The sequence below is a fragment of the Exiguobacterium sp. s39 genome (assembly GCF_018618925.1).
GTDB lineage: Bacteria > Bacillota > Bacilli > Exiguobacteriales > Exiguobacteriaceae > Exiguobacterium_A > Exiguobacterium_A abrahamii.
In genome coordinates, this window is sequence record NZ_JACSNA010000003.1 from 198,749 (window position 1) to 218,913 (window position 20,165).

Below are 20,165 nucleotides of genomic sequence, written 5' to 3' on the forward strand. Positions count from 1 at the left end.
CGTTCTACTTATGCAACATTCTATCGGAGTCATCGGGCTTGGCGTCATGGGACGCAACCTGGCACTGAATATGGCGAGTCATCAAGAAGAAGTCGCCATCTATAACTACACACGTGATTTAACGGACGATCTCGTCGCACATGATGAAGGACTACCTCTTCATCCGTACTACGACATTGAAGCATTCGTTCAATCACTCGCTCGCCCACGTAAAATCTTCATGATGGTCACAGCCGGTAGCGCGATTGATTCAGTCATCGAATCGTTGCTTCCGCATCTCGAAACAGGCGATATCATCATGGATGGCGGAAACTCTCACTTCCTCGATACAGAGCGTCGTTTCGACGAGTTACAACGCCACGGGATCGAATACATCGGTGTCGGTGTATCGGGTGGTGAAGTCGGTGCGCGGACCGGCCCTGCGATCATGCCGGGTGGATCGAAAGAAGCTTACGAACATGTCGCACCAATCTTGACGAAGATCGCCGCTCACGTCGAAGGAGATCCATGTTGTGTTTATATTGGTCCGAAGGGCGCTGGTCACTTCGTTAAGATGGTCCATAACGGAATCGAGTATGCGGACATGCAACTGATCGCTGAAGCGTATAGCTTCCTCCGTTTCCGTCTCGGACTCGACGTCACGGAAGTCGCGGATATCTTCGCTGAGTGGAACGCGGGTGAACTGAAAAGTTACCTGATTGAGATCACAGCGGACATTCTCCGAAAAACGGATGACGAGACAGGGCAACCGTTGATTGATGTCATTCTCGATCAAGCCGGTCAAAAAGGAACTGGAAAATGGACGAGCCTGCAAGCCATTGATAATGGGATCGCCTCTTCAATCATTACAGAAGCTCTGTTCGCGCGTTACCTTTCAGCTATTAAAGAAGAACGCGTCGCAGCGTCTGCTGTCCTAAAGGGACCCGAAGACTTGTCGACGCTTGAGCGAGACGCGTGGGTCGAACGAATTCGTCAAGCGCTTTATATGGGGAAAGTTGCCGCATACGCGCAAGGCTTCACCCAGTACCGAACGTCGTCTGAGTTGTATGACTGGAACTTACGCCTTGAGGAGATCGCCTTGATCTTCCGTGGTGGATGTATCATCCGGGCCGACTTCTTGAACGTCATCAGTGAAGCGTTCAAAAATGATGCGAACCTCTCGAACTTGATGCTCGCCCCGTTCTTCGCTGAGAAAGTACAGGCGTATCAAGAATCGTTACGTCACGTCGTTGCCGAGGGTGCGTTATCTGGTTTTGCACTCCCATCTCTATCGACGTCACTGACGTATTACGATAGCTACCGGACAGCGAATTCGAATGCCAACATGTTGCAAGCACAACGCGATTATTTTGGTGCTCATACGTATGCTCGGACAGACCGCGAAGGGATCTTCCACACGGACTGGCAATAAAGAATACAGCTCCCGACTCCTGTTTCATTTAGGAGTCGGGATTTCTTTTTTTGTTCACACAATCTTTCCTGAAATAAGAAATTACCGATTATACCTTGACAAAAGTGTTGGTCTATATGAAATTAGTATTAGATTAGAATTATTCTAGTGTGATAAATACAGATTGTTTGTATGCACTAGAACAGATTCTAAAAATAGAACCCTTGAGGAGGATTTTTATCATGTCTTTAATCGGAAGTGAAGTAAAACCATTCAGTGCATCAGCATTCCACAACGGAGAATTCGTTGACCTAACGGATGCTAACCTTCGCGGTAAATGGAGTGTCGTATGTTTCTACCCTGCAGACTTTACATTCGTTTGCCCGACAGAACTCGAAGATCTCCAAAACCAATACGAAACCCTCAAAGCGCTTGACGTTGAAGTTTACTCTGTCTCAACAGATACGCATTTCACACATAAAGCATGGCACGAAACATCAGAAACAATCGGTAAAATCGAGTACGTCATGATCGGTGACCCATCACACGTCATCTCACGTAACTTCGAAGTCTTGAACGAACAAGATGGTCTTGCTGACCGCGGTACGTTCATCATCGACCCAGACGGCGTCATCCAAACAGTTGAGATCAACGCAGGCGGTATCGGTCGCGATGCAAGCACGCTCGTCAACAAAATCAAAGCAGCACAATACGTACGTAACAATCCAGGCGAAGTCTGCCCAGCGAAATGGGAAGAAGGCTCTGCAACACTCACACCAAGCCTTGACCTCGTCGGAAAAATTTAAGGAGCGGATTCGCGATGGCTTTAGCACCAGACATTAAAGCACAACTCGCGCAATACCTCGAGCTTCTCGAAGGCGATCTCGTCCTAGCGGTTAGCGCTGGGACAGACGCCGTCTCGCTTGAGATGAGCGCACTCGTCGAAGAGATCGCAAGCATGACACCACGCATCTCCGTCGAGCAGGCAAGCCTTCCCCGGACACCAAGTTTCACAGTCAACCGTGTCGGTGAGACAAGCGGCATCACGTTCGCGGGAATCCCACTCGGTCATGAATTCACGTCCCTCGTTCTCGCTCTGCTACAAGTCAGCGGTCGAGCACCGAAGGTCGATGCGGACGTCATCAAGCAGATTCAAGGCATTCAAGAAACGTACCACTTCGAGTCGTACATCAGCTTGAGCTGCCACAACTGTCCAGATGTCGTACAAGCATTGAACGTCATGAGCGTCCTCAACCCGAACATCAGTCACACGATGATTGATGGCGCGGCATTTAAGGAAGAAGTCGAACAAAAAGAGATCATGGCTGTTCCGACGGTCTTCGTCAACGGCGAAGCATTCGGTAACGGACGGATGTCACTTGAAGAAATCTTGGCGAAGCTTGGCACAGGTGCCGATGCTTCTGATTTCGCTGATAAAGATCCATACGATGTCCTCGTCGTCGGTGGTGGTCCAGCTGGATCGAGTGCTGCCATCTATGCAGCCCGTAAAGGCATCCGGACAGGAATCGTCGCAGAGCGCTTCGGTGGACAAGTCATGGATACGATGAGCATCGAAAACTTCATCAGCATGAAGTACACGGAAGGACCAAAACTCGTCGCAAGTCTTGAGGAGCACGTCAAGGAGTATGGCATTGATGTCATGAACCTGCAGCGGGCAACTCGTCTTGAGAAGAAAGACCTTTTCGAGCTCGAGCTTGAGAACGGTGCTGTCTTGAAGACGAAGAGTTTGATCCTTTCAACAGGTGCACGCTGGCGTAACGTTGGTGTCCCAGGCGAACTCGAATTCAAGAACAAAGGCGTCGCCTACTGTCCACACTGTGATGGTCCGTTGTTCGAAGGAAAACGTGTCGCAGTCATCGGTGGCGGAAACTCAGGGATCGAAGCAGCCATCGATCTCGCGGGAATCGTCAAGCATGTCACGGTCCTTGAATTCGCACCGGAACTAAAAGCGGATGCTGTTCTTCAAGAACGCCTCGCTTCGCTTCCGAACGTCACGGTCGTCGTCAACGCACAGACGAAGGAAATCACAGGAACGGACAAAGTGAACGGTATCACGTACATCGAGCGCGAAACGAACGTCGAGCGTCACGTTGAGCTCGAAGGTGTCTTCGTCCAGATCGGTCTCGTACCGAACACGGACTGGCTCGGTGAAACGGTGAGCCGTAACAAGTTCGGTGAAGTCCAAGTCGATCGCCACGGCGCAACGAACGTACCAGGCGTTTTCGCTGCAGGAGACTGCACAGATAGCGCGTATAAACAGATCATCATCTCGATGGGATCTGGTGCAACAGCTGCACTGGGTGCTTTCGATCACTTGATCCGGAATTAAACGAAAAGAGCGAAACTCAAACGAGTTTTGCTCTTTTTCTATTTCAATAGTAGATTTCACCAACGGATGAACAATGAAATTCTTTTGTGATGTGGTGCTTTGTTAAGATGCCTTGCTTCGCGTATGTACCACTGACCGTTACGACCATCGTTTGTCCTGCATCGATTGGTCTACCGACAAATTCAGTTTGCGTCCATCTTCCATCATCGATCGCAAGAGACGTCATCGAAAAGACATCGGATAATCGTTGGCGTTTACTCTGTTCCAAGAGTTCTGTCTCGAAATTCCCGATAATCCGGACTTCGTTTCCACGTTGCGTGCGTTCGAGCGTCCGTTCACTATCCCACTCGAAGCTCGTTTGGACACGTAACGGCTTCAACCGTTTGACTGCTCGTTCCTGAAAACGTTTCGGCGAAACCCAGTCCTCGTCTGCGAATTGATTTGCTGCAAGCAACGTGACGTCCGCATTTTCATGTGTCCGATTTATTTTCTGCACGATTTTTTCATATGCCGCGTAATAACGTTGATGTTGTGTCGTCTGGTCCTTTGCCTCCGATATGACTGGTGACAATGAAGCGAATAAAAAAACAGCTGTCGCGATCTGATATTTCATTAACTTCCCCTTCCTTTCGCTGTTCATTGTACAGAAAAAACAAAAAGTAGATTCAAAAACGACAACCGTTTTGGAGATTTTTTCATTTAAGACTGTATGAATAGATTAAACTCTTTTGGAATTAAGAACGAATGACGACTTTTTAGTCAATCTGACCCCTATAAATAATTCAAAGTTGACACTTTTGACTAGTCCAGTCATCTGATAGATTAAAGCTATCTTAAAATCTATCATAAAGAAGGTTAGCCACATGCAAAAAGCAGCACCGTATTCTAGCACTCGTACTCGCCAGCTCGTCATCACTGCGATGTCAATCGCACTTGTTCTTGTCGCGACACTATTCATCAATATCAAATTGCCAATCGCTTCAAGCGGTGGTCTCGTTCATATGGGAACAGCGATGCTCTTTCTCATCGCGATTTTATTCGGTCCACGGACAGCACTGATTGCCGGAGCAATCGGCATGGGATTATTTGATCTTATCAGTGGATGGACACTCTGGGCTCCATTTACAATCGTAGCTCGAGGACTCCAAGGATATATTGTCGGGCGTATCGCCTGGTCTTCGCGATACAAAGGAGACAATCCAGGCTTAAATATTTTCGCAATGATTGTTTCTGCTCCCGTCATGCTTGCTGTTTACTATGTTTGTGAAGGTATCCTTTACAGCAACTGGGTCGCACCAGTCGCTTCAATTCCAGGAAACATCACACAAAACGTCGTCGGAATCCTCGTTGCGATTCCAGTCGGGATTGCATTAAAGAAAACACGTTTCTTCCGTAACTTCCGCTAAATCAAAACACCGTCCGGCTCCTTGTGGAGTCGGACGGTTTTCGTTTAGCGAATCGGTTGACCTTGTTCAAGCTCGAGCGTTTTAGCTGTTTCGGCATGGATCTGTTCGAACAGCTCCGGATTTTCAACGAGTGAGATCCCGTAAGACGGAATCATCTCCTTGATTTTTGCTTCCCACGCCGGTAATTCGGACGGGAAACATTTCGCGAGTACTTCGAGCATGACGGGAACTGCTGTTGAGGCACCTGGTGACGCCCCGAGTAAGGCAGCGACAGATCCGTCGGCTGCACTAATGACCTCTGTTCCGAACTGGAGTGTCCCTTTTCCTTGTGGTGTATCCTTGATGACTTGGACACGTTGACCAGCGACGACGACATCCCAGTCTTCTGTCTTCGCATTCGGAATGAACTCTCGTAATTCGTTCATCCGTTGTTCCGTCGACAAGAGGACTTGTTCGATCAGATACTTCGTCAATCCCATCTCTTTAGCTCCCGCAGCAAGCATCGTCAAGACGTTGTTCGGTTTGACAGACGCGATCAAATCAAGATTTGATCCTGTCTTTAGGAACTTCGGTGAGAAGCCAGCAAACGGTCCGAAGAGGAGTGATTTCTTCCCATCGATGTATCGTGTATCTAAGTGCGGTACTGACATCGGCGGTGCTCCGACTTTCGCTTTTCCGTAGACTTTCGCATGGTGCTGTTCGATGATCTCAGGATTTTTACAAACGAGGAATAAACCACTGACCGGGAAACCACCGATTTGCTTCGATTCCTCGATGCCTGTTTTTTGGAGCAACGGCAGACTACCGCCGCCACCTCCGATGAAGACGAACTGCGCCGTATGATGCTCGATCCGGTGATCGCGCTCATTCTTCACTTTGACTTCCCAACCCCCGTCAACACGCTTCAAATCCTCGACACCATGCTGATAGTTGATCGCTACATCGTGTTGTGCGAGATATTCAAACAGGATTCGTGTCAACGCACCAAAGTTGACGTCCGTTCCTGAATCGATTTTTGTCGCAGCGATCGGCTCTGGTGACGTCCGACCGTTCATGATGAGTGGAATCCACTCGGCTAATTTCGCTGGATCCTCTGAATATTCCATTCCCGCAAACAACGGATTCGCTGATAGCGCTTCCAATCGTTTTTTCAGGAATTCGACGTTTTCCGTTCCTTCAACCATGCTCATATGTGGAATCGGCATGATGAATTCTTTCGGATTCGGCAAGACACCTTCCTTGACGAGATGCGACCAGAATTGACGTGACAGTTGGAACTGTTCGTTTACTTTGACCGCTTTACTGATATCGATCGAACCATCGGCATTTTCCGTCGTATAGTTCAGTTCGCATAGTGCGGCGTGACCTGTTCCTGCATTGTTCCACTCGTTCGAGCTCTCTTCCCCGGCACTCGCGAGTTTCTCGAATACCTTGATGTTGATCTCAGGCGCGAGTTCTTTTAATAAGACCCCTAACGTCGCGCTCATGACTCCGGCACCAATTAAAATAACGTCTGTTTTTTTAGGCATACTGCTCATGATATCCTTCCTATCCCCGTTGATATTATGGACTACCTGTCATGAAAAACTTCCCCCTCATGACGACTACTTACCTTTCCATTATAACCCTATCATAGCTTGCACAGAAAGGAACTTCTTTTACATTCAGAAATGTGTAAAAGCGACGATTCAGGTAAGAAGATTTTCGTCAGCCGGCATACAATCAGGCATGACTTTGACGAAAAACGGTAATCATATAACGAAAGTAAAAGGAGGAACACTCATGGCGACACGCTGGATATTCGGCAATCAATTGAATCACGATCTCCCTTTATTGAAGGAAGCAAACAAACAAGACGACGTCATCCTGATGGTCGAAGCGACCTCACGCTCCAAGTGGAAGACGTACCATAAACAAAAACTTGTCCTCGTCTTCTCAGCGATGCGACATTTTGCGGAAGAACTGCGCGAAAAAGGCTTCACCGTCGATTACCGGGAAGCTGATTCGTTCGATCAGGCATTTAAGGCGCACCGGAAAGATCATGATCCGGATCATGTATTCTATACGGCGATCACGGACGAACCGATGCGAAAGGCGATGCACAAGTGGCAAGACGCTTTACCGAAGAAAATCAAGGTCGAGGTCTGTTCCGACGTGCCGTTGTTTTTACTGACACAGGAAGAAGCGGTCGAAGCAATCGGCGACAAGCCATACAAGATGGACCGTTTTTATCGCAAACTGCGCAAGGAACGAAACGTTCTCATGAACGGCTCCAAACCGATTGGTGGAAAGTGGTCGTTTGACGCCGAGAACCGGAAACCGGCGAAGTCCGGGACGACGTTCCCCGATCCGATTCAGTTTCGTCCCGATCGCATCACAAAGGATGTCATCGACAAGGTCGAACGTGATTTTTCCAATCATCCGGGAGCACTTGATTCCTTCCATTGGCCCGTCACGCGCAAGGAAGCGACGCGGACTCTTCATCGTTTCATCGAAGAACGACTTGAGACGTTCGGAACGTATCAAGACGCCATGCTGACCGGTGAAGATACGTTATCGCATTCGCTCTTATCCGCAGCAATCAATCTCGGATTGCTGACACCGGAAGAGGTCATTCGTCAAGTTGAAGCCGCCCTCGAAGATCAAGATGCTCCGCTCAATGCGGTCGAAGGTTTTATTCGACAAATCCTTGGCTGGCGCGAGTACATGCGTGCTATCTACTTAGCCGAGATGCCGGACTATGCTTCCGTCAATGCGCTACGGCATGAAGCGGATTTACCGGACTTTTTCTGGACCGGGAAGACGAACATGAACTGTGTCGCTGAATCGTTACGTCCTGTTGTCGAGCATGCGCACAATCACCATATCCAACGCTTGATGGTGCTCGGGAATTTCGCTAATCTGTTTGCGATTTCGCCGCAACAGACGGCAGATTGGTTCAACGAGATGTACATCGATGCCTATGACTGGGTCGTCTTACCGAACGTCCTCGGGATGGCGCTTCATGCTGATGGCGGAACGTTATCGACGAAACCGTACATCGCTTCGGCGAATTACATCCATAAGATGAGTGATTATTGCAAGGGATGTCCGTTCCATCAAAAGGACATGCTCGGAGAGGATGCTTGTCCGTTTAACGCCTTGTACTGGGACTTCATCGACCGGCACGAAAAACGGTTCGCTGATAATCAGCGGATGTCGATGATGTATCGGCAATGGGGAAAGCGCGATGCGGACAGCAAACGCGATATTCGAAAGAAAGCGAAAGCACTTCGAAAACAACTGCAGGACGGTGCTTTCGATACACCATAAAACAAGCCGGTCGGATTAGATCCGACCGGCTTGTTTTGGCTTACGCACTTTTTTGATTAGCTGCTTGTTGTTTCTTTTTCCGGAGGTGATACAGTCCGAATAGTCCGAGGAACCAGACCGGTGTCAGCAACAAGGCTGGGCGTGTATCGTCAGCAAACAGCATGACGACGAGAATGACTGCAAACAATCCGAGCACGAGGTAATTGACGAGTGGTGTCAATGGTGCTTTGAATGTCGACGCCGCATGCAATTCTGGATTTTGTTTCTTGTACCGGAGATGACAGACGAGGATGACACCCCAAACCCAGATGAAGCAGATCGCACTGATCGTCGTAACGATACTGAACGCTTGTCCTGGTAACAGTTTACTGAGCAAAGCACCGACTGAGACGACGATCGTTGAGACGAACAAGGCGTTTGCCGGGACATGGTTTTTATTCAACTTCGAGAACTTGTTCGACGCTTGCTGTTGATTTCCCAGGTTATACAGAATCCGGCTCGTCGAGAACATTCCGCTGTTACACGCAGAAGCAGCAGACGTCAGTACGACGAAGTTGATGATTCCTGCTGCGAGCGGAATCCCAATCAGACTGAACGTCTTGACGAACGGGCTCTCTGTTGCACTTAATCCTGTCCATGGGTTGATCATCAATAGGACGAGTAAGGCACCGACATAGAAGAATAAGATCCGAAGTGGAATCTTATTGATTGCGGATGGAATGTTCTTCTTCGGATCTGCTGTCTCTGCTGCGGATACCCCGACGAGCTCAACGCCAACATAAGCGAAGACGACCATTTGGAACGATAGCAGGAATCCTGTAATTCCATTTGGCATCCAGCCGCCATGTGACCAGAGATTCGAGACCGTCACCGGACCCGCGTCTGTTTTAAACCCAATCGCGAGCAAGACGATTCCGACACCAATCAAAGCAAGGATTGTCACGACCTTGATCAAGGCAAACCAAAACTCTAGTTCACCGAACAATTTAACGGTCAACAAGTTAAATCCAAGTAAAATCAAGAGAGCAAGCACGGCTGGAATCCATTGCGGGATATCAAACCAATACTTGACGTAAAGACCGACAGCGATGATGTCTGCCATCGCTGTCATGATCCAACAGAACCAATACGTCCAACCGGTCACGAACGCGGCACGTGGTCCGAGATAATCTTCTGCGATGTCTGTGAGTGACTGATAACCTGCTTTTGACAATAACAATTCCCCAAGTGCCCGCATGACGAAGAAGATCGCGATCCCGACGAGTAAGTAGGCAAAAATGATCGATGGTCCGGCGAGTTGGATCGCTTTTCCTGATCCTAAAAATAACCCTGTTCCGATCGTTCCACCAATGGCAATCAACTGTACATGACGATTCGATAAATCCCGCTTTAATCCTTGCTGTTCCAAACCTGAACTCCTCCTTGTGATGGTTTCTCTACGCTTCAGACCGTTCTGTCGGTCCTGAAAAAGAAAAAAAGAGACTGGACGAATGTCCAATCTCAACAAAATCAAAGGAATAACCCATACACGCCACTACGACATTCCATGAATGCCCGTCGCTGCATGTGATTACTCTTCTGTCCGTTTGCCTGAGATTGTGAACCCTTCGGCGCCGTGTCGACACGGTCTCTCCAGAAGCTGCTCCTGCCATAGTGTGACCCATGACAATCATAGCTTTCTCTTTATTTGATTATCCGATGCGTCGCTGCATCGATGAATTGTTTCTAATTCTAGTAATCTCGACAGCGTTTGTCAACGCCTTTTTCAAAATGATTTTTCAATCTATGAAAAGGACTTTACCATCTTTTCCAGAAATCATACAGCACCACTTGATCACGAAAGGATGAAACATTCATGTCGACGATTTACTTGATTCGCCACTGTGAAACGACTGGTCAAGCACCGGAAGCCCCGTTAACACCTCGTGGAGAAGAACAGGCGCAACGACTGTGTACGCAGTTATTTGAGCTTCCAATCACACATCTTATTTCGAGTCCGTATCGCCGAGCGCTCGACTCGATTCAACCACTTGCGACTGCTCTGAAACTACCCGTTGCACAAGAAGAGGACTTAAAAGAACGACGGTTAAGTGCTATTCCACTTGACGATTGGCAGGATCATCTTCGTCGAACGTTCATCGATCCAGACTATACGTGTCCTGGTGGTGAATCTAGCCGGATAGCAACTAAGCGCATCACGCGTGTCGTTGAAAAAGCCTTGCAACAGCATGATGGTTCCATTCTCGTGACACATGGGAATTTGTTATCTTTATACTTGCATTCGATTGACCCTACTTTTGGATTCGAAGAAAGTTTACAGCTGAAGAATCCGGATATTTTTAAGGTGACGCAAGTAGATGATGTAATATCTTTTCAACCAATCGATCTACACTAACGGAGCCTGACTAAAATACGCATAACGCTTCAACTCTAATACGGTTTGTTCAAAATTAATTTTTTGATCATCAAAGACTTGTATGTAATCGGGGCGTTGTGCAATCGTCATCGTTTTTCCACTACGAACACTTTTTGGTCGACTTAAATTCAACTCATTTTTTTGAGAATACTCCAATAATGCTTGCATACAGTGATCTCGATACTCTCTTATATTTTGACTATCAGCAGCTTCTACCTTTGCTTTTAACGTTGATTCTTCTAACTGCCAATAGTGCGGTTGACTATCATCTCCCTTCCACCAGAATGCCCAAAATCCACCGCGGGCATTTTCCACACGCCCCCAGTTTCCGTGCTTCAATTCTTTTTGCAGATCTCTAAAGAATCCTTGCCAAGAGAAATTGCTCCATTCCGTGAGAGGTAATGATTTATAGGATTCGATCGAGGTGTCAATCTGCTTGAGATACTGAAGATAATCATTCAAAATATCATTTCTCGTCGAAGCAGGAAAGCCGCTCAGTACTTCAATCATCTTCGTTCGCGTAAATACTTGATATCCTGCTCCTGTCACGCCGGAGTAGTCGCCTTGTTCTACGATTTTGTAATAAATCGGTATCGGCTCCAAATACCATGTTTCAGGATGCGTTTTGACCATATCAAGATATCGCTTTAATTGGTTGGAATGATGTTTCGTAAAGACTTTATCCTCGATCAAAATGGCATATGTCTCATTAATGATCGCTAATATATCTAGACTATTGAACTGTCTTCTAATACGGACACTGTGAATAGGCTCCGGCAATGAGCAATCATGAAGGTAAAACATTTCGCGTACGAATCCATTCGCAATCGCATGGAGTTGTGGATCGTGATTTCGTGCTCCTTCTTCCGCCCACTTCAATAACCAACATAGAAAGGCATCTTGCGATAATTCACTGGTGGCATAATTAAAAATATTAGGTTTCAAATGAACAACTCCTTTTATTACAATTATAGGCATTTATTTTCTTATTATTATTCATTTGAAGAATAATAATGAACTCTACTCATTCAATTTGCTTATAGATTTCATAAGAACTATCTATTTTACTTCCCTTCGAAACGGCTTTATATTAAACGAATTGATAATAAAGTTAAGTAGTTTTCGATTCAGGTATGAAGCGGAACTTCAGAAAAGAAGGGATTTTTATGTCTACCACAAAAAAAGGCTATTTCATGATGATCGTCCTCTGGTTCGCCTATGCGACCTTCGCCATGAACTGGGTTGCAGGTTCGTCGTTGACGCCACAAATCACGGCGCATTTCTTCGGCAATCAGACCGTTGACCCCCTCATCTCACAACTCGTCAATTATTCGATTACGACGGCGCGTGTCTTCGCCAACATTCTCGCCGCGCTCATCTTGATGAAGCTCGGTCCGAAAAAAGCACCGTTACTCGCACTGTTCTTCCTGATGATGTCGATTGTCGCCATCTACCTGCCGAACTACTGGGCGTATACGGTCGCTCGCATGGTCATGGGACTCGGTGGTTCAATGGTCATCGTCTATATGAACCCGGTCGTGACACGTTACGTTCAAGATCCGGCTGAAAAATTACGCATCAACGCTTTCAATACTGTCTCCTATAACGTCGGTGCATTCGTTGTTTCGCTCTTGTTCACCTTGTTCGCTGATCAATTCGTCAGTGACTGGAAACTGACGTTGACGATCTTCGCGAGTCTGACAGCGATCCTCTTCTTCGCATGGTGGATCGGTAGTGAATCGTTCGAGTTGAACGATGCTCCGGACGCGGACGAAACGCCTTACGGTTACGGAGATGCTGTCCGCGATCCGTTCCTCTGGAAATATGCGGTTGCCTTCGGCGGTTTCTTGACGCTCTATATCTTATCGCTCGTCGGCTTGAAACCTGTGTTCGATACGTATACGCAGTTGAACGGTTCGCTCGTCAACCTGTTGGTCTCAGGTGCCGGAATCGTCGGTACGTTCGTCGGTCTGCGGATCGGTAACAAAGGAACACCTCGTAAACCGATTCTGTTGATCAGCGGGACGGTCATGATTGCGAGTTTCCTCGTCACCGTCTTGTTCGGAAACATCTCGCCAGTCGTTTCGTATGTCTTTGCGTTCATTTCCGGATTTGCGATGTACATCCAGTATCCGATCTTCATGAACTTGGCACACGAACGAAAAGGCATGACACCGCAAAAGATCACCGTTTTATTCGGCCTCTTCTGGGCAATCGCTTATGCGACGCAGACGATCTTTACGATCATTTGGAGTTACGCACTCGGACATGCGGGATATACGGTCTCAATGATCGTCTTCTTCCTCTGCTGTTCCGTGTATCTGTTCTTCACGTTCTTCTTACCAGAAACAAAACCAAAACGGACGGATACACTTCAAAAATCCGCTTAATCAAGCAACAAGCCCTTCCGAATTACCGGAAGGGCTTGTTTTTATGTCTCGTTATGCGCGCCGTAACTATGGCGAAGGGCAAACAACAGTCGAATCAATGATTCATGATAACAGATGAACCATCCTTCTTTGATCCCGTTAACGATCGCTTCTTCTGTCATCCAAGCAACGCGTTGGACTTCTTCTTCCTGCAACGTCAGTGTCGTCAAATCCACTTCCTGCTCGACGAGATAATAATCATCAAAACCGATCTCAAACGGGATCGTCAGATGGGGACGGACACCTGTGAAATCGATATCGAGTCCAAGCTCTTCCGACAGTTCCCGTTGCGCTGCCATCTGACTCGTATCCCCGCTAATTGCACTGCCTCCGACCGTCAGATCCCACATGTTCGGCCAACCAGATTTGAACGGTTGCCGTTGTTGGACGAGCATCTCTCCTTTGGCGTTAAAGACACAGACGTGAATCGTCATGTGATAATCGCCGGCTGTATGTGGCGTTCCCCGTGTCCAGAGCCGTCCTGTTTTCTTACGATCTGCTGTGTATACGTCCCACTGTTCCATCCTAAATCATGCCCCTTTTAATCAATGAAAGATGTAGAGTTCGAACTTTCCTCCGCCTTGACGCAATCAATCGCGACGACGAGGGCGATCAACAATTCTTCCATTGCTTCATCTTCGACTTCAATGATGTATTGATCGGTCCAAGAGATCCATTTCTTCTGCACGCGACCAATCCGTTGCCCTTGTTGTAAGACCTCAAAATCAACATCCCACCAGTCGCCCGTCACTTCGAATTGATCCGAGTTGATTGTATAGCGGTCCTTGAAGAACGTGAACTCTTTAATGATTTCAAACGATTGCCCTGCTGCTTCGACATAAAAGACCGGTCGGAAACTGAACGTCTTCTTCGTGATTTCCGCGACTTCCTCTCCATCTCGGTTCGTCACGCTGAACGACTTCGGAAGTTTCATAAAACTGCCCTCGATGTGATAGGCGTCGTGCCCTGCCTCGTCTTGAATCGAGAATCGTCCACGTAAACTAAACGCTTTTTCTTTCATATAGAGTGTATGCATCCCGGTCTCCTCCTTTAGTGTATAGTCTCATTTACGCGATCATCGACGGAAAAGATTCAATATCTGGAAACTACCTCCGTCCAACTTTCTCTTATTTCCTTCATTCCCTCCTGCATCTAGTGAATCGCATCCCTTACTTGCACTTTTTAGCCAGAGCGCTTAAAGTGTATAGTTGATGAAATTCTTTAACCACACATGTGCATTACCTTAAGGAAAGGGTTTAATATACTATGAAAAAGAACTTTTGGCAGGACTTACCACGACCATTTTTCGTCTTAGCACCGATGGAAGACGTCACCGACGTCGTCTTCCGCCACGTCGTCGCAAAAGCGGCGCGTCCGGACGTCTTCTTCACGGAATTTACGAATACAGAAAGCTATTGTCATCCGAAAGGCAAACAGAGCGTCCGCGGACGTCTCGAGTTCACGGAAGATGAACAACCAATGGTTGCTCACATCTGGGGCGACAAACCAGAATATTTCCGCGAAATGAGTATCGGCATGGCAGAGATAGGCTTTAGCGGGATCGACATCAACATGGGCTGTCCCGTCCATAACGTCGCCGTGAACGGAAAAGGCTCCGGCTTGATCAATCGTCCGGAAGTCGCGGCTGAACTGATCCAAGCTGCAAAAGCGGGCGGTCTCCCAGTCAGCGTCAAAACGCGTCTCGGCTACACGAAGGTCGAAGAGTGGCACGATTGGTTGCGTCACATCCTCGAACAAGATATCGCGAACCTCTCGATTCACCTCCGGACACGTAAAGAGATGAGCGCCGTTCCAGCGCACTTCGAATTGATTCCGGAAATCAAAAAGTTACGCGATGAGATCGCACCACAGACGTTACTGACGATCAACGGGGATATCAACGATCGCCAACACGGTCTTGAACTCGTCGAGAAATACGGTGTCGACGGTGTCATGATCGGTCGCGGGATCTTCCACAATCCGTTTGCATTCGAAGTCGAGAAAAAAGAACATTCGAGCCAAGAACTCCTCGATTTGTTACGTCTCCAGCTCGATCTGCACGATCATTACTCGGCTCAATTCGAGCCACGTCTCTTCAAACCATTACGCCGGTTCTTCAAGATTTACGTCCGCGGATTCCGCGGCGCGAGTGAACTGCGGGTCAAATTGATGGAGACGAACTCAACGGACGAAGTGCGTGCTTTACTCGACGCTTTCGTTGAAGAAGAAGGCATTCACGAGGTCAACTCGTTTTCAATCTAACAACAAAGCACGCCTCCTCATCTTGAGGAAGCGTGCTTTTTCGTGTCACCAGCGTTCGACGGTTTGCCGCGTATCCGCACACCATTGTTCAAAATCAGACTGATGCGTCAGCGATAGGAAACGTCGTTTGCCGAGTCGCCGATCGAGCCGTGCGATACCACGGATAAAAGGATGTGGATGAACAAGCGCTTGTTCGAACGCGAGGTTCGGGTACTGCAACAAGTCCTGTTGCATCTCGTAGTTCTCCATGTACCCGTCTTGTTTGACCTGTCGTTCAATCTCAGCGGATAACGCATGCGACTGCTTCAACCAGTCGGACTGCCATAACGATCCGGCTGGTTTTTCCGGTAGCTGTGCAGCTTGTAACGCGTAGCGCCGATCGACTTCCCGCTCGAAGTGAAAGTCGCCTGCTCCGAGAATCTCTTCTCCGTCAAACGTCATCCAGACGCGACTAGGACTGTCTTGAATCCGGTAGACGGCTGCATGAAAAGCAATCCGTCCCTGTAACGACGGGGCGAGCAGTGGCTCGACCCGTTTTTTGATGATGGAAAACTGCACGCAATCCGTCCTTTCCGTCCGGCTAATCTAATCAGCCGTTCTTCATATGAACCGATTCCGCCAGCGTAAACGTCAACTCTTTTAACTCGAGACCACCGAGTGCAAAGTAGAGTTTTAAATAGTTGTGTGGGTTGAAGACGAAGACGTCCTTCGTCTGACTGACCCACTCGCTGTTCGTTCCATTGAAGGTGAAGGTCGCGACCGGCATATTGTTCGCAAACAGTGTCACCGGCATTTGCGCCAGTTCACCAGCGTTCGAACGTGCCGTCAACGTGACCTGATACATCCCTGTCTCTTCCGCCGTGACAGCGAAGACATGACTGCTTCCTGTCGTCGTCGTGACGTCCGTTAACGGGAAGGCATCTCCACTGATGAGGCGTTGGTGCGAGACCGCTTGATCTTCGAGCGTCTCCTCTTCGACCGGTGCCCCGAGAACTTCGACCGGTGATACTGTTCCCATCACACGGTCCATGACCGGTGAGCGTAACAGGAACTGACAGATGTTCGCAGCACTCCGCAGTAACTCGGAACGTCGAAGTGTTCCGTCAGCGAGAGCCGTCAACGTATCATCCTCGAACGGATTCGTTCCCGGTTCGCCGACGACCATATAGAGATCGTTTTGCGAACGGACCATCGTCGCCGTTTGCTGACGGTTTGCTTCCGTTCCTTCGGCGTTGATCTTCGCCCACCAGTCGGTCATGACGATTCCGTCAAAGCCCCACTCATCGCGCAAAATACGTGTGTTCTGATCATATAAGCCGGCAGTCCAGATGCCATTGACGGCACCATACGTCGTCATGATCGAGTAGGCTTTCCCGTCCTTGACGGCCATCTCGAACCCTTTCAGGTACAACTCACGTAACGCCCGTTCTGATACGATTGAATCCAGATCGTGCCGGTGGAACTCTTGGTTGTTGGCACTGAAGTGTTTCAATGTTCCCGTCACACCAACCCGATGCATCCCGTCGAGCTGTGCCACGGCCATTTTTCCAGTCAGATACGAATCTTCCGAGAAATACTCGAAGTTCCGTCCGTTGAGTGGATGACGGTGGAGGTTCATCCCGGGTCCAAGCAACGTATCAATCTCGTTCTTCCGTAACTCAAGACCGGTCATCTCAAATAGATCGGCAATCAACGTTGTGTTGAACGTCGAAGCAAGCAACGTTCCGTTCGGTAACGAGAAGGCTTTCGTTCCGATGTCCATCCGGATCCCGGACGGACCATCTGCGCAACAGCCTGCTGGAATGCCGAGTGCTTCGAGTTCTCCCGTCACGCCACCAAAAGCGCCCGCTGTTCCCGGTGTGACACGCGGTGAGTTCATCCCTTCCCCCCGCACGATTGCTGCGAGATCCGCATTCGTCAATTGATCGAGGAACGTCTCGAGCGTGACGCGCTCTTCTTTAACATCGCGTAACTTCCAACCGGCATCTTCTGCCTGTGTCCGTTCAACGGGACGCTCCTGTTGACGACGCTGTTCCGGATCGATCGTCCGCAGTGGGGTCGCTTCATACGTCACCGTATATCCCGTTTCGGTCGCTTGCGGTTTGATGCGTTCAAACGCCGTCACCGGTGCCATGTTCTCCGTTAAGACGTCCGTGACGTCAAACGTCTCGACGGAATGGCTTGCGACTAGAACCGCCGACCGGACGTCCGTTCCGAGATACAGCTGATACGTGCCAGGTTCGACAACATAAGACGACTTATGCCCCGTAACGCCACTATCGTCATAACTCGCAAACGAGGCGAACGGTACGACGAGTGTGAGAGACTCTTGCTCACCTGGTGTGAGTTCTTTCGTCTTGCCGAACGTAACGAGTTGACGCGTCGGGTTCCCGAGTTGTCCTTGTGGTTTCTCAAGGTATCCTTGTACGACTTCCTTCCCGCTCGTCTGACCGGTATTCGTCACCGTCGCTGTAATCGTCCAAGCATCAGCTGACGTCGTCACGTCTGCCGTAAGGTTAAACGACGTATACGATAATCCATACCCGAACGGATACAAGACCGCTTCCGGTGCGAACGTCTCGAAGTAACGGTACCCGACATAGATGTCTTCTTGATACAACGCGCGATCGGCATGACCGAAGTGTGGTGTTGACGGATAATCATCGAGTGAACGAACGATCGTATCCGGTAGTTTCCCAGACGGCGAGACGCGGCCGAGCAAGAGATCACTCAGTCCAGTTCCGCCTTCCATTCCTCCTTGCCACGCGTAGAGAATAGCACTTGGCGCCGTCTCTTCGACCCAGCGCATATCGATGATGTTCCCGACGTTCAAGACGACGACAGTTTGTTTGAAGTGTGTCGTCACGAGTCGGAGCATCTCCTGTTCCGTCTCCGTTAAAAAATAACTCCCTGGATCCGCTGTATTGTCGCGGTCTTCCCCAGCCGTACGACCGATCATGATCAAGGCAACATCGGAGTCAAGCGCTGCTTGCTGAACGAGTGTCGCGTCAAGCGGCATCTCTTCTTGCGACCACGGCTCAGCTGCCCAGCCTTCGCCTTGGTCAAACGGATGGTCTTCAAGCCAGTTCTCGTATGCCTTGAGGACGTCTGCGTTCAGCGTTACCTCTTCGCGTAGCATGTCGAGCGGACTGACGACGTTCGTGACGTTGACCATCCCGCCTGATCCTGTGCCACTTTTATAGTAGTTGAACTGATTACGTCCGAAGACAGCGACCGTCGATGCGGGTTGCAACGGGAGCACACCATCATTTTGTAAGAGGACTGCCCCTTCCGCGACGGTTTGTCGAGCGAGTTTTGTATAGGCTTGCCAATCGAGTGTGTATGTCATACGTCATCCACCTTTATTAGTTAGTTTGAGAAAAGAGTCGTTTTAAGTCCTTCGCAATTTCGTCTAAGCTGTCTTCGGCTTGCGGATACAGACCGAGTTTATCAAGAAAGGCATGTTCCATCCCGCGGTAGTGGAGATAACGAGTCTTGACGCCAGCGCGTGCCAGTTTTTTCGCATACGCTTCCCCTTCAAGACGTAAGTAATCAAACTCTCCTGTAATGACGAGTGCCTCTGGTAGATCATCGAGCGTCGCGAACAACGGTGAGATCCGTCGATCCGTCGAATCACTTGCTTGAACATACCATTGCTCGAGGACACCTTCTTCATCTTGAAGCGACAAAATGATCCGTTCGAGTAACTGCGGTTCCGTTTGTCGATCATACGCTTCAAGCGTCCAGTCATATTCCGAATTCGGATGTTCCCCGACATTGACGACCGGATAATACAAGACTTGATAGCGGATATACGGCGTCGGACGCTCGCGGTCGAGCAAACAACAGACCGTCGCTAAGTTCCCACCGGCACTATCACCGGCAACCGCGATTGCGCCTGGATCAATCCCAAGTCGGTCAGCGTGTTCAACTGCCCAATCGATCGCTGCATGACAATCCTCAAGCCCTGTTGGAAACGGATGCTCGGGTGCCAATCGATAACCAACGGACAAGACAGCGACGTTCGCTTTATCGGCTAATGCTTTACACGGATTCTCGACCGTCTCGAGCGTACCACCGAAAAAACCACCGCCATGGAAATAGACGACGAGCGGGAGTTGACGCGCCGCTTTCGGACGATACAGCCGTGCTTCGATCGTGGTACCGGGTCTTGGGATCGCGAGGACATCCGTTGAGATTTGCCGAGTCGTCACGTCTTCGTTGTCCCACCCCATGCCGGCACGCGCCAGTTCGACTGGCGACGCCCCTTCTGGAATCGAGACCGATGGACGCTGCGTGAGGACGACCTCACGGACACGCGGATCGAGTGTTCCTGGAGTCGAGACGTCAGGAATCGGCTTATCGACGATTTCAAGTCCGTCTTGATGGATGGATGAACAATTTTGTAACGTCCGCAGTAAGTCTTGCATCGATGCAGTAGACAAATGAATCGCTTCCTTTCTAGTCAAACCGTTATCGAAAGCGCTTTCGATAACGGTTAAAAAAATTTCGAATGCCTCTTTTTTTAAAAAGAGACCGCTTACATCACAATATACCTGTCTTTGATAGCAGAAGCAAATGTTTCACCTAAAAAAATCAG

General features: G+C 49.0%; 17 protein-coding genes and 1 riboswitch. Of the genes, 8 read left to right on the forward strand and 9 right to left on the reverse strand.

Going from position 1 to position 20,165, the window contains the following annotated elements:
* Positions 1-10: 10 nt before the first annotated feature.
* The 3 genes from gnd to ahpF all read left to right on the forward strand — a co-directional run bounded on the left by gnd (position 11) and on the right by ahpF (position 3,740).
* Complete coding sequence (gene gnd, locus KNQ11_RS14195) at positions 11-1,411, forward strand: decarboxylating NADP(+)-dependent phosphogluconate dehydrogenase (RefSeq protein ID WP_214772358.1); 1,401 nt, start codon at positions 11-13, stop codon at positions 1,409-1,411.
* A 221-nt stretch (positions 1,412-1,632) separates the two neighbouring features.
* Positions 1,633-2,196 carry an alkyl hydroperoxide reductase subunit C gene (ahpC, locus tag KNQ11_RS14200; RefSeq protein WP_023469815.1) on the forward strand — a complete coding sequence of 188 codons (564 nt, stop codon included), beginning with the start codon at positions 1,633-1,635 and terminating at the stop codon, positions 2,194-2,196.
* 14 nt (positions 2,197-2,210) lie between these two features.
* Complete coding sequence (ahpF, locus tag KNQ11_RS14205; RefSeq protein ID WP_214772360.1) at positions 2,211-3,740, forward strand: alkyl hydroperoxide reductase subunit F; 1,530 nt, start codon at positions 2,211-2,213, stop codon at positions 3,738-3,740.
* A 43-nt stretch (positions 3,741-3,783) separates the two neighbouring features.
* Here ahpF and KNQ11_RS14210 read toward each other — a convergent pair whose 3' ends face one another.
* A complete protein-coding gene (locus KNQ11_RS14210) occupies positions 3,784-4,353 on the reverse strand; it encodes a hypothetical protein (protein ID WP_149428069.1) in 570 nt (189 codons plus the stop codon).
* 250 nt (positions 4,354-4,603) lie between these two features.
* Here KNQ11_RS14210 and KNQ11_RS14215 point away from each other — a divergent pair, with 250 nt between their 5' ends.
* Positions 4,604-5,146, forward strand: a complete 543-nt coding sequence (locus KNQ11_RS14215; protein WP_069940113.1) for an ECF transporter S component — start codon at positions 4,604-4,606, stop codon at positions 5,144-5,146.
* A gap of 44 nt (positions 5,147-5,190) precedes the next feature.
* Here the strand turns inward: KNQ11_RS14215 and KNQ11_RS14220 are convergent, their stop codons facing one another.
* On the reverse strand, positions 5,191-6,684 hold the full coding sequence (locus KNQ11_RS14220) for a malate:quinone oxidoreductase (protein ID WP_214772362.1): 1,494 nt from the start codon (positions 6,682-6,684) through the stop codon (positions 5,191-5,193).
* Between the two features lie 244 nt (positions 6,685-6,928).
* Between KNQ11_RS14220 and KNQ11_RS14225 the strand changes: the two genes are divergently transcribed.
* A complete protein-coding gene (locus KNQ11_RS14225; RefSeq protein ID WP_214772364.1) occupies positions 6,929-8,458 on the forward strand; it encodes a cryptochrome/photolyase family protein in 1,530 nt (509 codons plus the stop codon).
* A 40-nt stretch (positions 8,459-8,498) separates the two neighbouring features.
* On the opposite strand, the gene KNQ11_RS14230 is transcribed toward KNQ11_RS14225, so the two are convergent.
* Positions 8,499-9,866 (reverse strand): amino acid permease, encoded by a 1,368-nt coding sequence (locus tag KNQ11_RS14230; protein ID WP_050678563.1) that lies wholly within the window; start codon positions 9,864-9,866, stop codon positions 8,499-8,501.
* Positions 9,867-10,026: 160 nt separating this feature from the next.
* Positions 10,027-10,104, reverse strand: a riboswitch (glycine riboswitch).
* A gap of 209 nt (positions 10,105-10,313) precedes the next feature.
* Between KNQ11_RS14230 and KNQ11_RS14235 the strand changes: the two genes are divergently transcribed.
* Positions 10,314-10,853 (forward strand): histidine phosphatase family protein, encoded by a 540-nt coding sequence (locus tag KNQ11_RS14235; protein ID WP_214772366.1) that lies wholly within the window; start codon positions 10,314-10,316, stop codon positions 10,851-10,853.
* On the opposite strand, the gene KNQ11_RS14240 is transcribed toward KNQ11_RS14235, so the two are convergent.
* Entirely contained in the window at positions 10,845-11,819 is a 975-nt protein-coding gene (locus KNQ11_RS14240; protein WP_214772368.1) for a PD-(D/E)XK nuclease family protein, read from the reverse strand. The genes KNQ11_RS14235 and KNQ11_RS14240 overlap by 9 nt on opposite strands.
* Positions 11,820-12,040: 221 nt before the next feature.
* Between KNQ11_RS14240 and KNQ11_RS14245 the strand changes: the two genes are divergently transcribed.
* The gene (locus KNQ11_RS14245; RefSeq protein WP_058265618.1) at positions 12,041-13,264 is read left to right on the forward strand and encodes an MFS transporter; all 1,224 of its coding nucleotides are present in this window, start codon (positions 12,041-12,043) and stop codon (positions 13,262-13,264) included.
* A 41-nt stretch (positions 13,265-13,305) separates the two neighbouring features.
* Here KNQ11_RS14245 and KNQ11_RS14250 read toward each other — a convergent pair whose 3' ends face one another.
* Together KNQ11_RS14250 and KNQ11_RS14255 are read right to left on the reverse strand one after the other, a co-directional pair.
* Positions 13,306-13,827: an NUDIX hydrolase gene (locus KNQ11_RS14250; protein WP_058265617.1), complete on the reverse strand. Its 522-nt coding sequence runs from the start codon at positions 13,825-13,827 to the stop codon at positions 13,306-13,308.
* Positions 13,828-13,844: 17 nt separating this feature from the next.
* The gene (locus KNQ11_RS14255; RefSeq protein ID WP_047394907.1) at positions 13,845-14,339 is read right to left on the reverse strand and encodes an LURP-one-related/scramblase family protein; all 495 of its coding nucleotides are present in this window, start codon (positions 14,337-14,339) and stop codon (positions 13,845-13,847) included.
* A 230-nt stretch (positions 14,340-14,569) separates the two neighbouring features.
* Between KNQ11_RS14255 and KNQ11_RS14260 the strand changes: the two genes are divergently transcribed.
* Positions 14,570-15,565: a tRNA dihydrouridine synthase gene (locus tag KNQ11_RS14260; RefSeq protein ID WP_214772370.1), complete on the forward strand. Its 996-nt coding sequence runs from the start codon at positions 14,570-14,572 to the stop codon at positions 15,563-15,565.
* A gap of 45 nt (positions 15,566-15,610) precedes the next feature.
* Here the strand turns inward: KNQ11_RS14260 and KNQ11_RS14265 are convergent, their stop codons facing one another.
* The 3 genes from KNQ11_RS14265 to KNQ11_RS14275 are packed head-to-tail and all read right to left on the reverse strand — an operon-like array spanning position 15,611 to position 19,995.
* On the reverse strand, positions 15,611-16,123 hold the full coding sequence (locus KNQ11_RS14265) for an SF0329 family protein (RefSeq protein ID WP_214772372.1): 513 nt from the start codon (positions 16,121-16,123) through the stop codon (positions 15,611-15,613).
* Between the two features lie 31 nt (positions 16,124-16,154).
* A complete protein-coding gene (locus KNQ11_RS14270) occupies positions 16,155-18,914 on the reverse strand; it encodes a glycoside hydrolase family 3 protein (protein ID WP_214772374.1) in 2,760 nt (919 codons plus the stop codon).
* A 16-nt stretch (positions 18,915-18,930) separates the two neighbouring features.
* Positions 18,931-19,995, reverse strand: coding sequence for an alpha/beta hydrolase (locus tag KNQ11_RS14275; protein WP_214772376.1), 1,065 nt, complete (start codon positions 19,993-19,995; stop codon positions 18,931-18,933).
* Positions 19,996-20,165: the final 170 nt, after the last annotated feature.

Bases quoted from the DNA above. Each gene is read 5' to 3' on its own strand.
- KNQ11_RS14245 (WP_058265618.1), top strand. From the start codon at position 12,041: ATGTCTACCACAAAAAAAGGCTATTTCATGATGATCGTCCTCTGGTTC.
- KNQ11_RS14215 (WP_069940113.1), top strand. From the start codon at position 4,604: ATGCAAAAAGCAGCACCGTATTCTAGCACTCGTACTCGCCAGCTCGTC.
- KNQ11_RS14250 (WP_058265617.1), bottom strand. From the start codon at position 13,827: ATGGAACAGTGGGACGTATACACAGCAGATCGTAAGAAAACAGGACGG.
- KNQ11_RS14225 (WP_214772364.1), top strand. From the start codon at position 6,929: ATGGCGACACGCTGGATATTCGGCAATCAATTGAATCACGATCTCCCT.
- KNQ11_RS14270 (WP_214772374.1), bottom strand. From the start codon at position 18,914: ATGACATACACACTCGATTGGCAAGCCTATACAAAACTCGCTCGACAA.
- KNQ11_RS14210 (WP_149428069.1), bottom strand. From the start codon at position 4,353: ATGAAATATCAGATCGCGACAGCTGTTTTTTTATTCGCTTCATTGTCA.
- KNQ11_RS14260 (WP_214772370.1), top strand. From the start codon at position 14,570: ATGAAAAAGAACTTTTGGCAGGACTTACCACGACCATTTTTCGTCTTA.
- KNQ11_RS14220 (WP_214772362.1), bottom strand. From the start codon at position 6,684: ATGAGCAGTATGCCTAAAAAAACAGACGTTATTTTAATTGGTGCCGGA.
- KNQ11_RS14255 (WP_047394907.1), bottom strand. From the start codon at position 14,339: ATGCATACACTCTATATGAAAGAAAAAGCGTTTAGTTTACGTGGACGA.
- KNQ11_RS14235 (WP_214772366.1), top strand. From the start codon at position 10,314: ATGTCGACGATTTACTTGATTCGCCACTGTGAAACGACTGGTCAAGCA.
- ahpC (WP_023469815.1), top strand. From the start codon at position 1,633: ATGTCTTTAATCGGAAGTGAAGTAAAACCATTCAGTGCATCAGCATTC.
- gnd (WP_214772358.1), top strand. From the start codon at position 11: ATGCAACATTCTATCGGAGTCATCGGGCTTGGCGTCATGGGACGCAAC.
- ahpF (WP_214772360.1), top strand. From the start codon at position 2,211: ATGGCTTTAGCACCAGACATTAAAGCACAACTCGCGCAATACCTCGAG.
- KNQ11_RS14275 (WP_214772376.1), bottom strand. From the start codon at position 19,995: ATGCAAGACTTACTGCGGACGTTACAAAATTGTTCATCCATCCATCAA.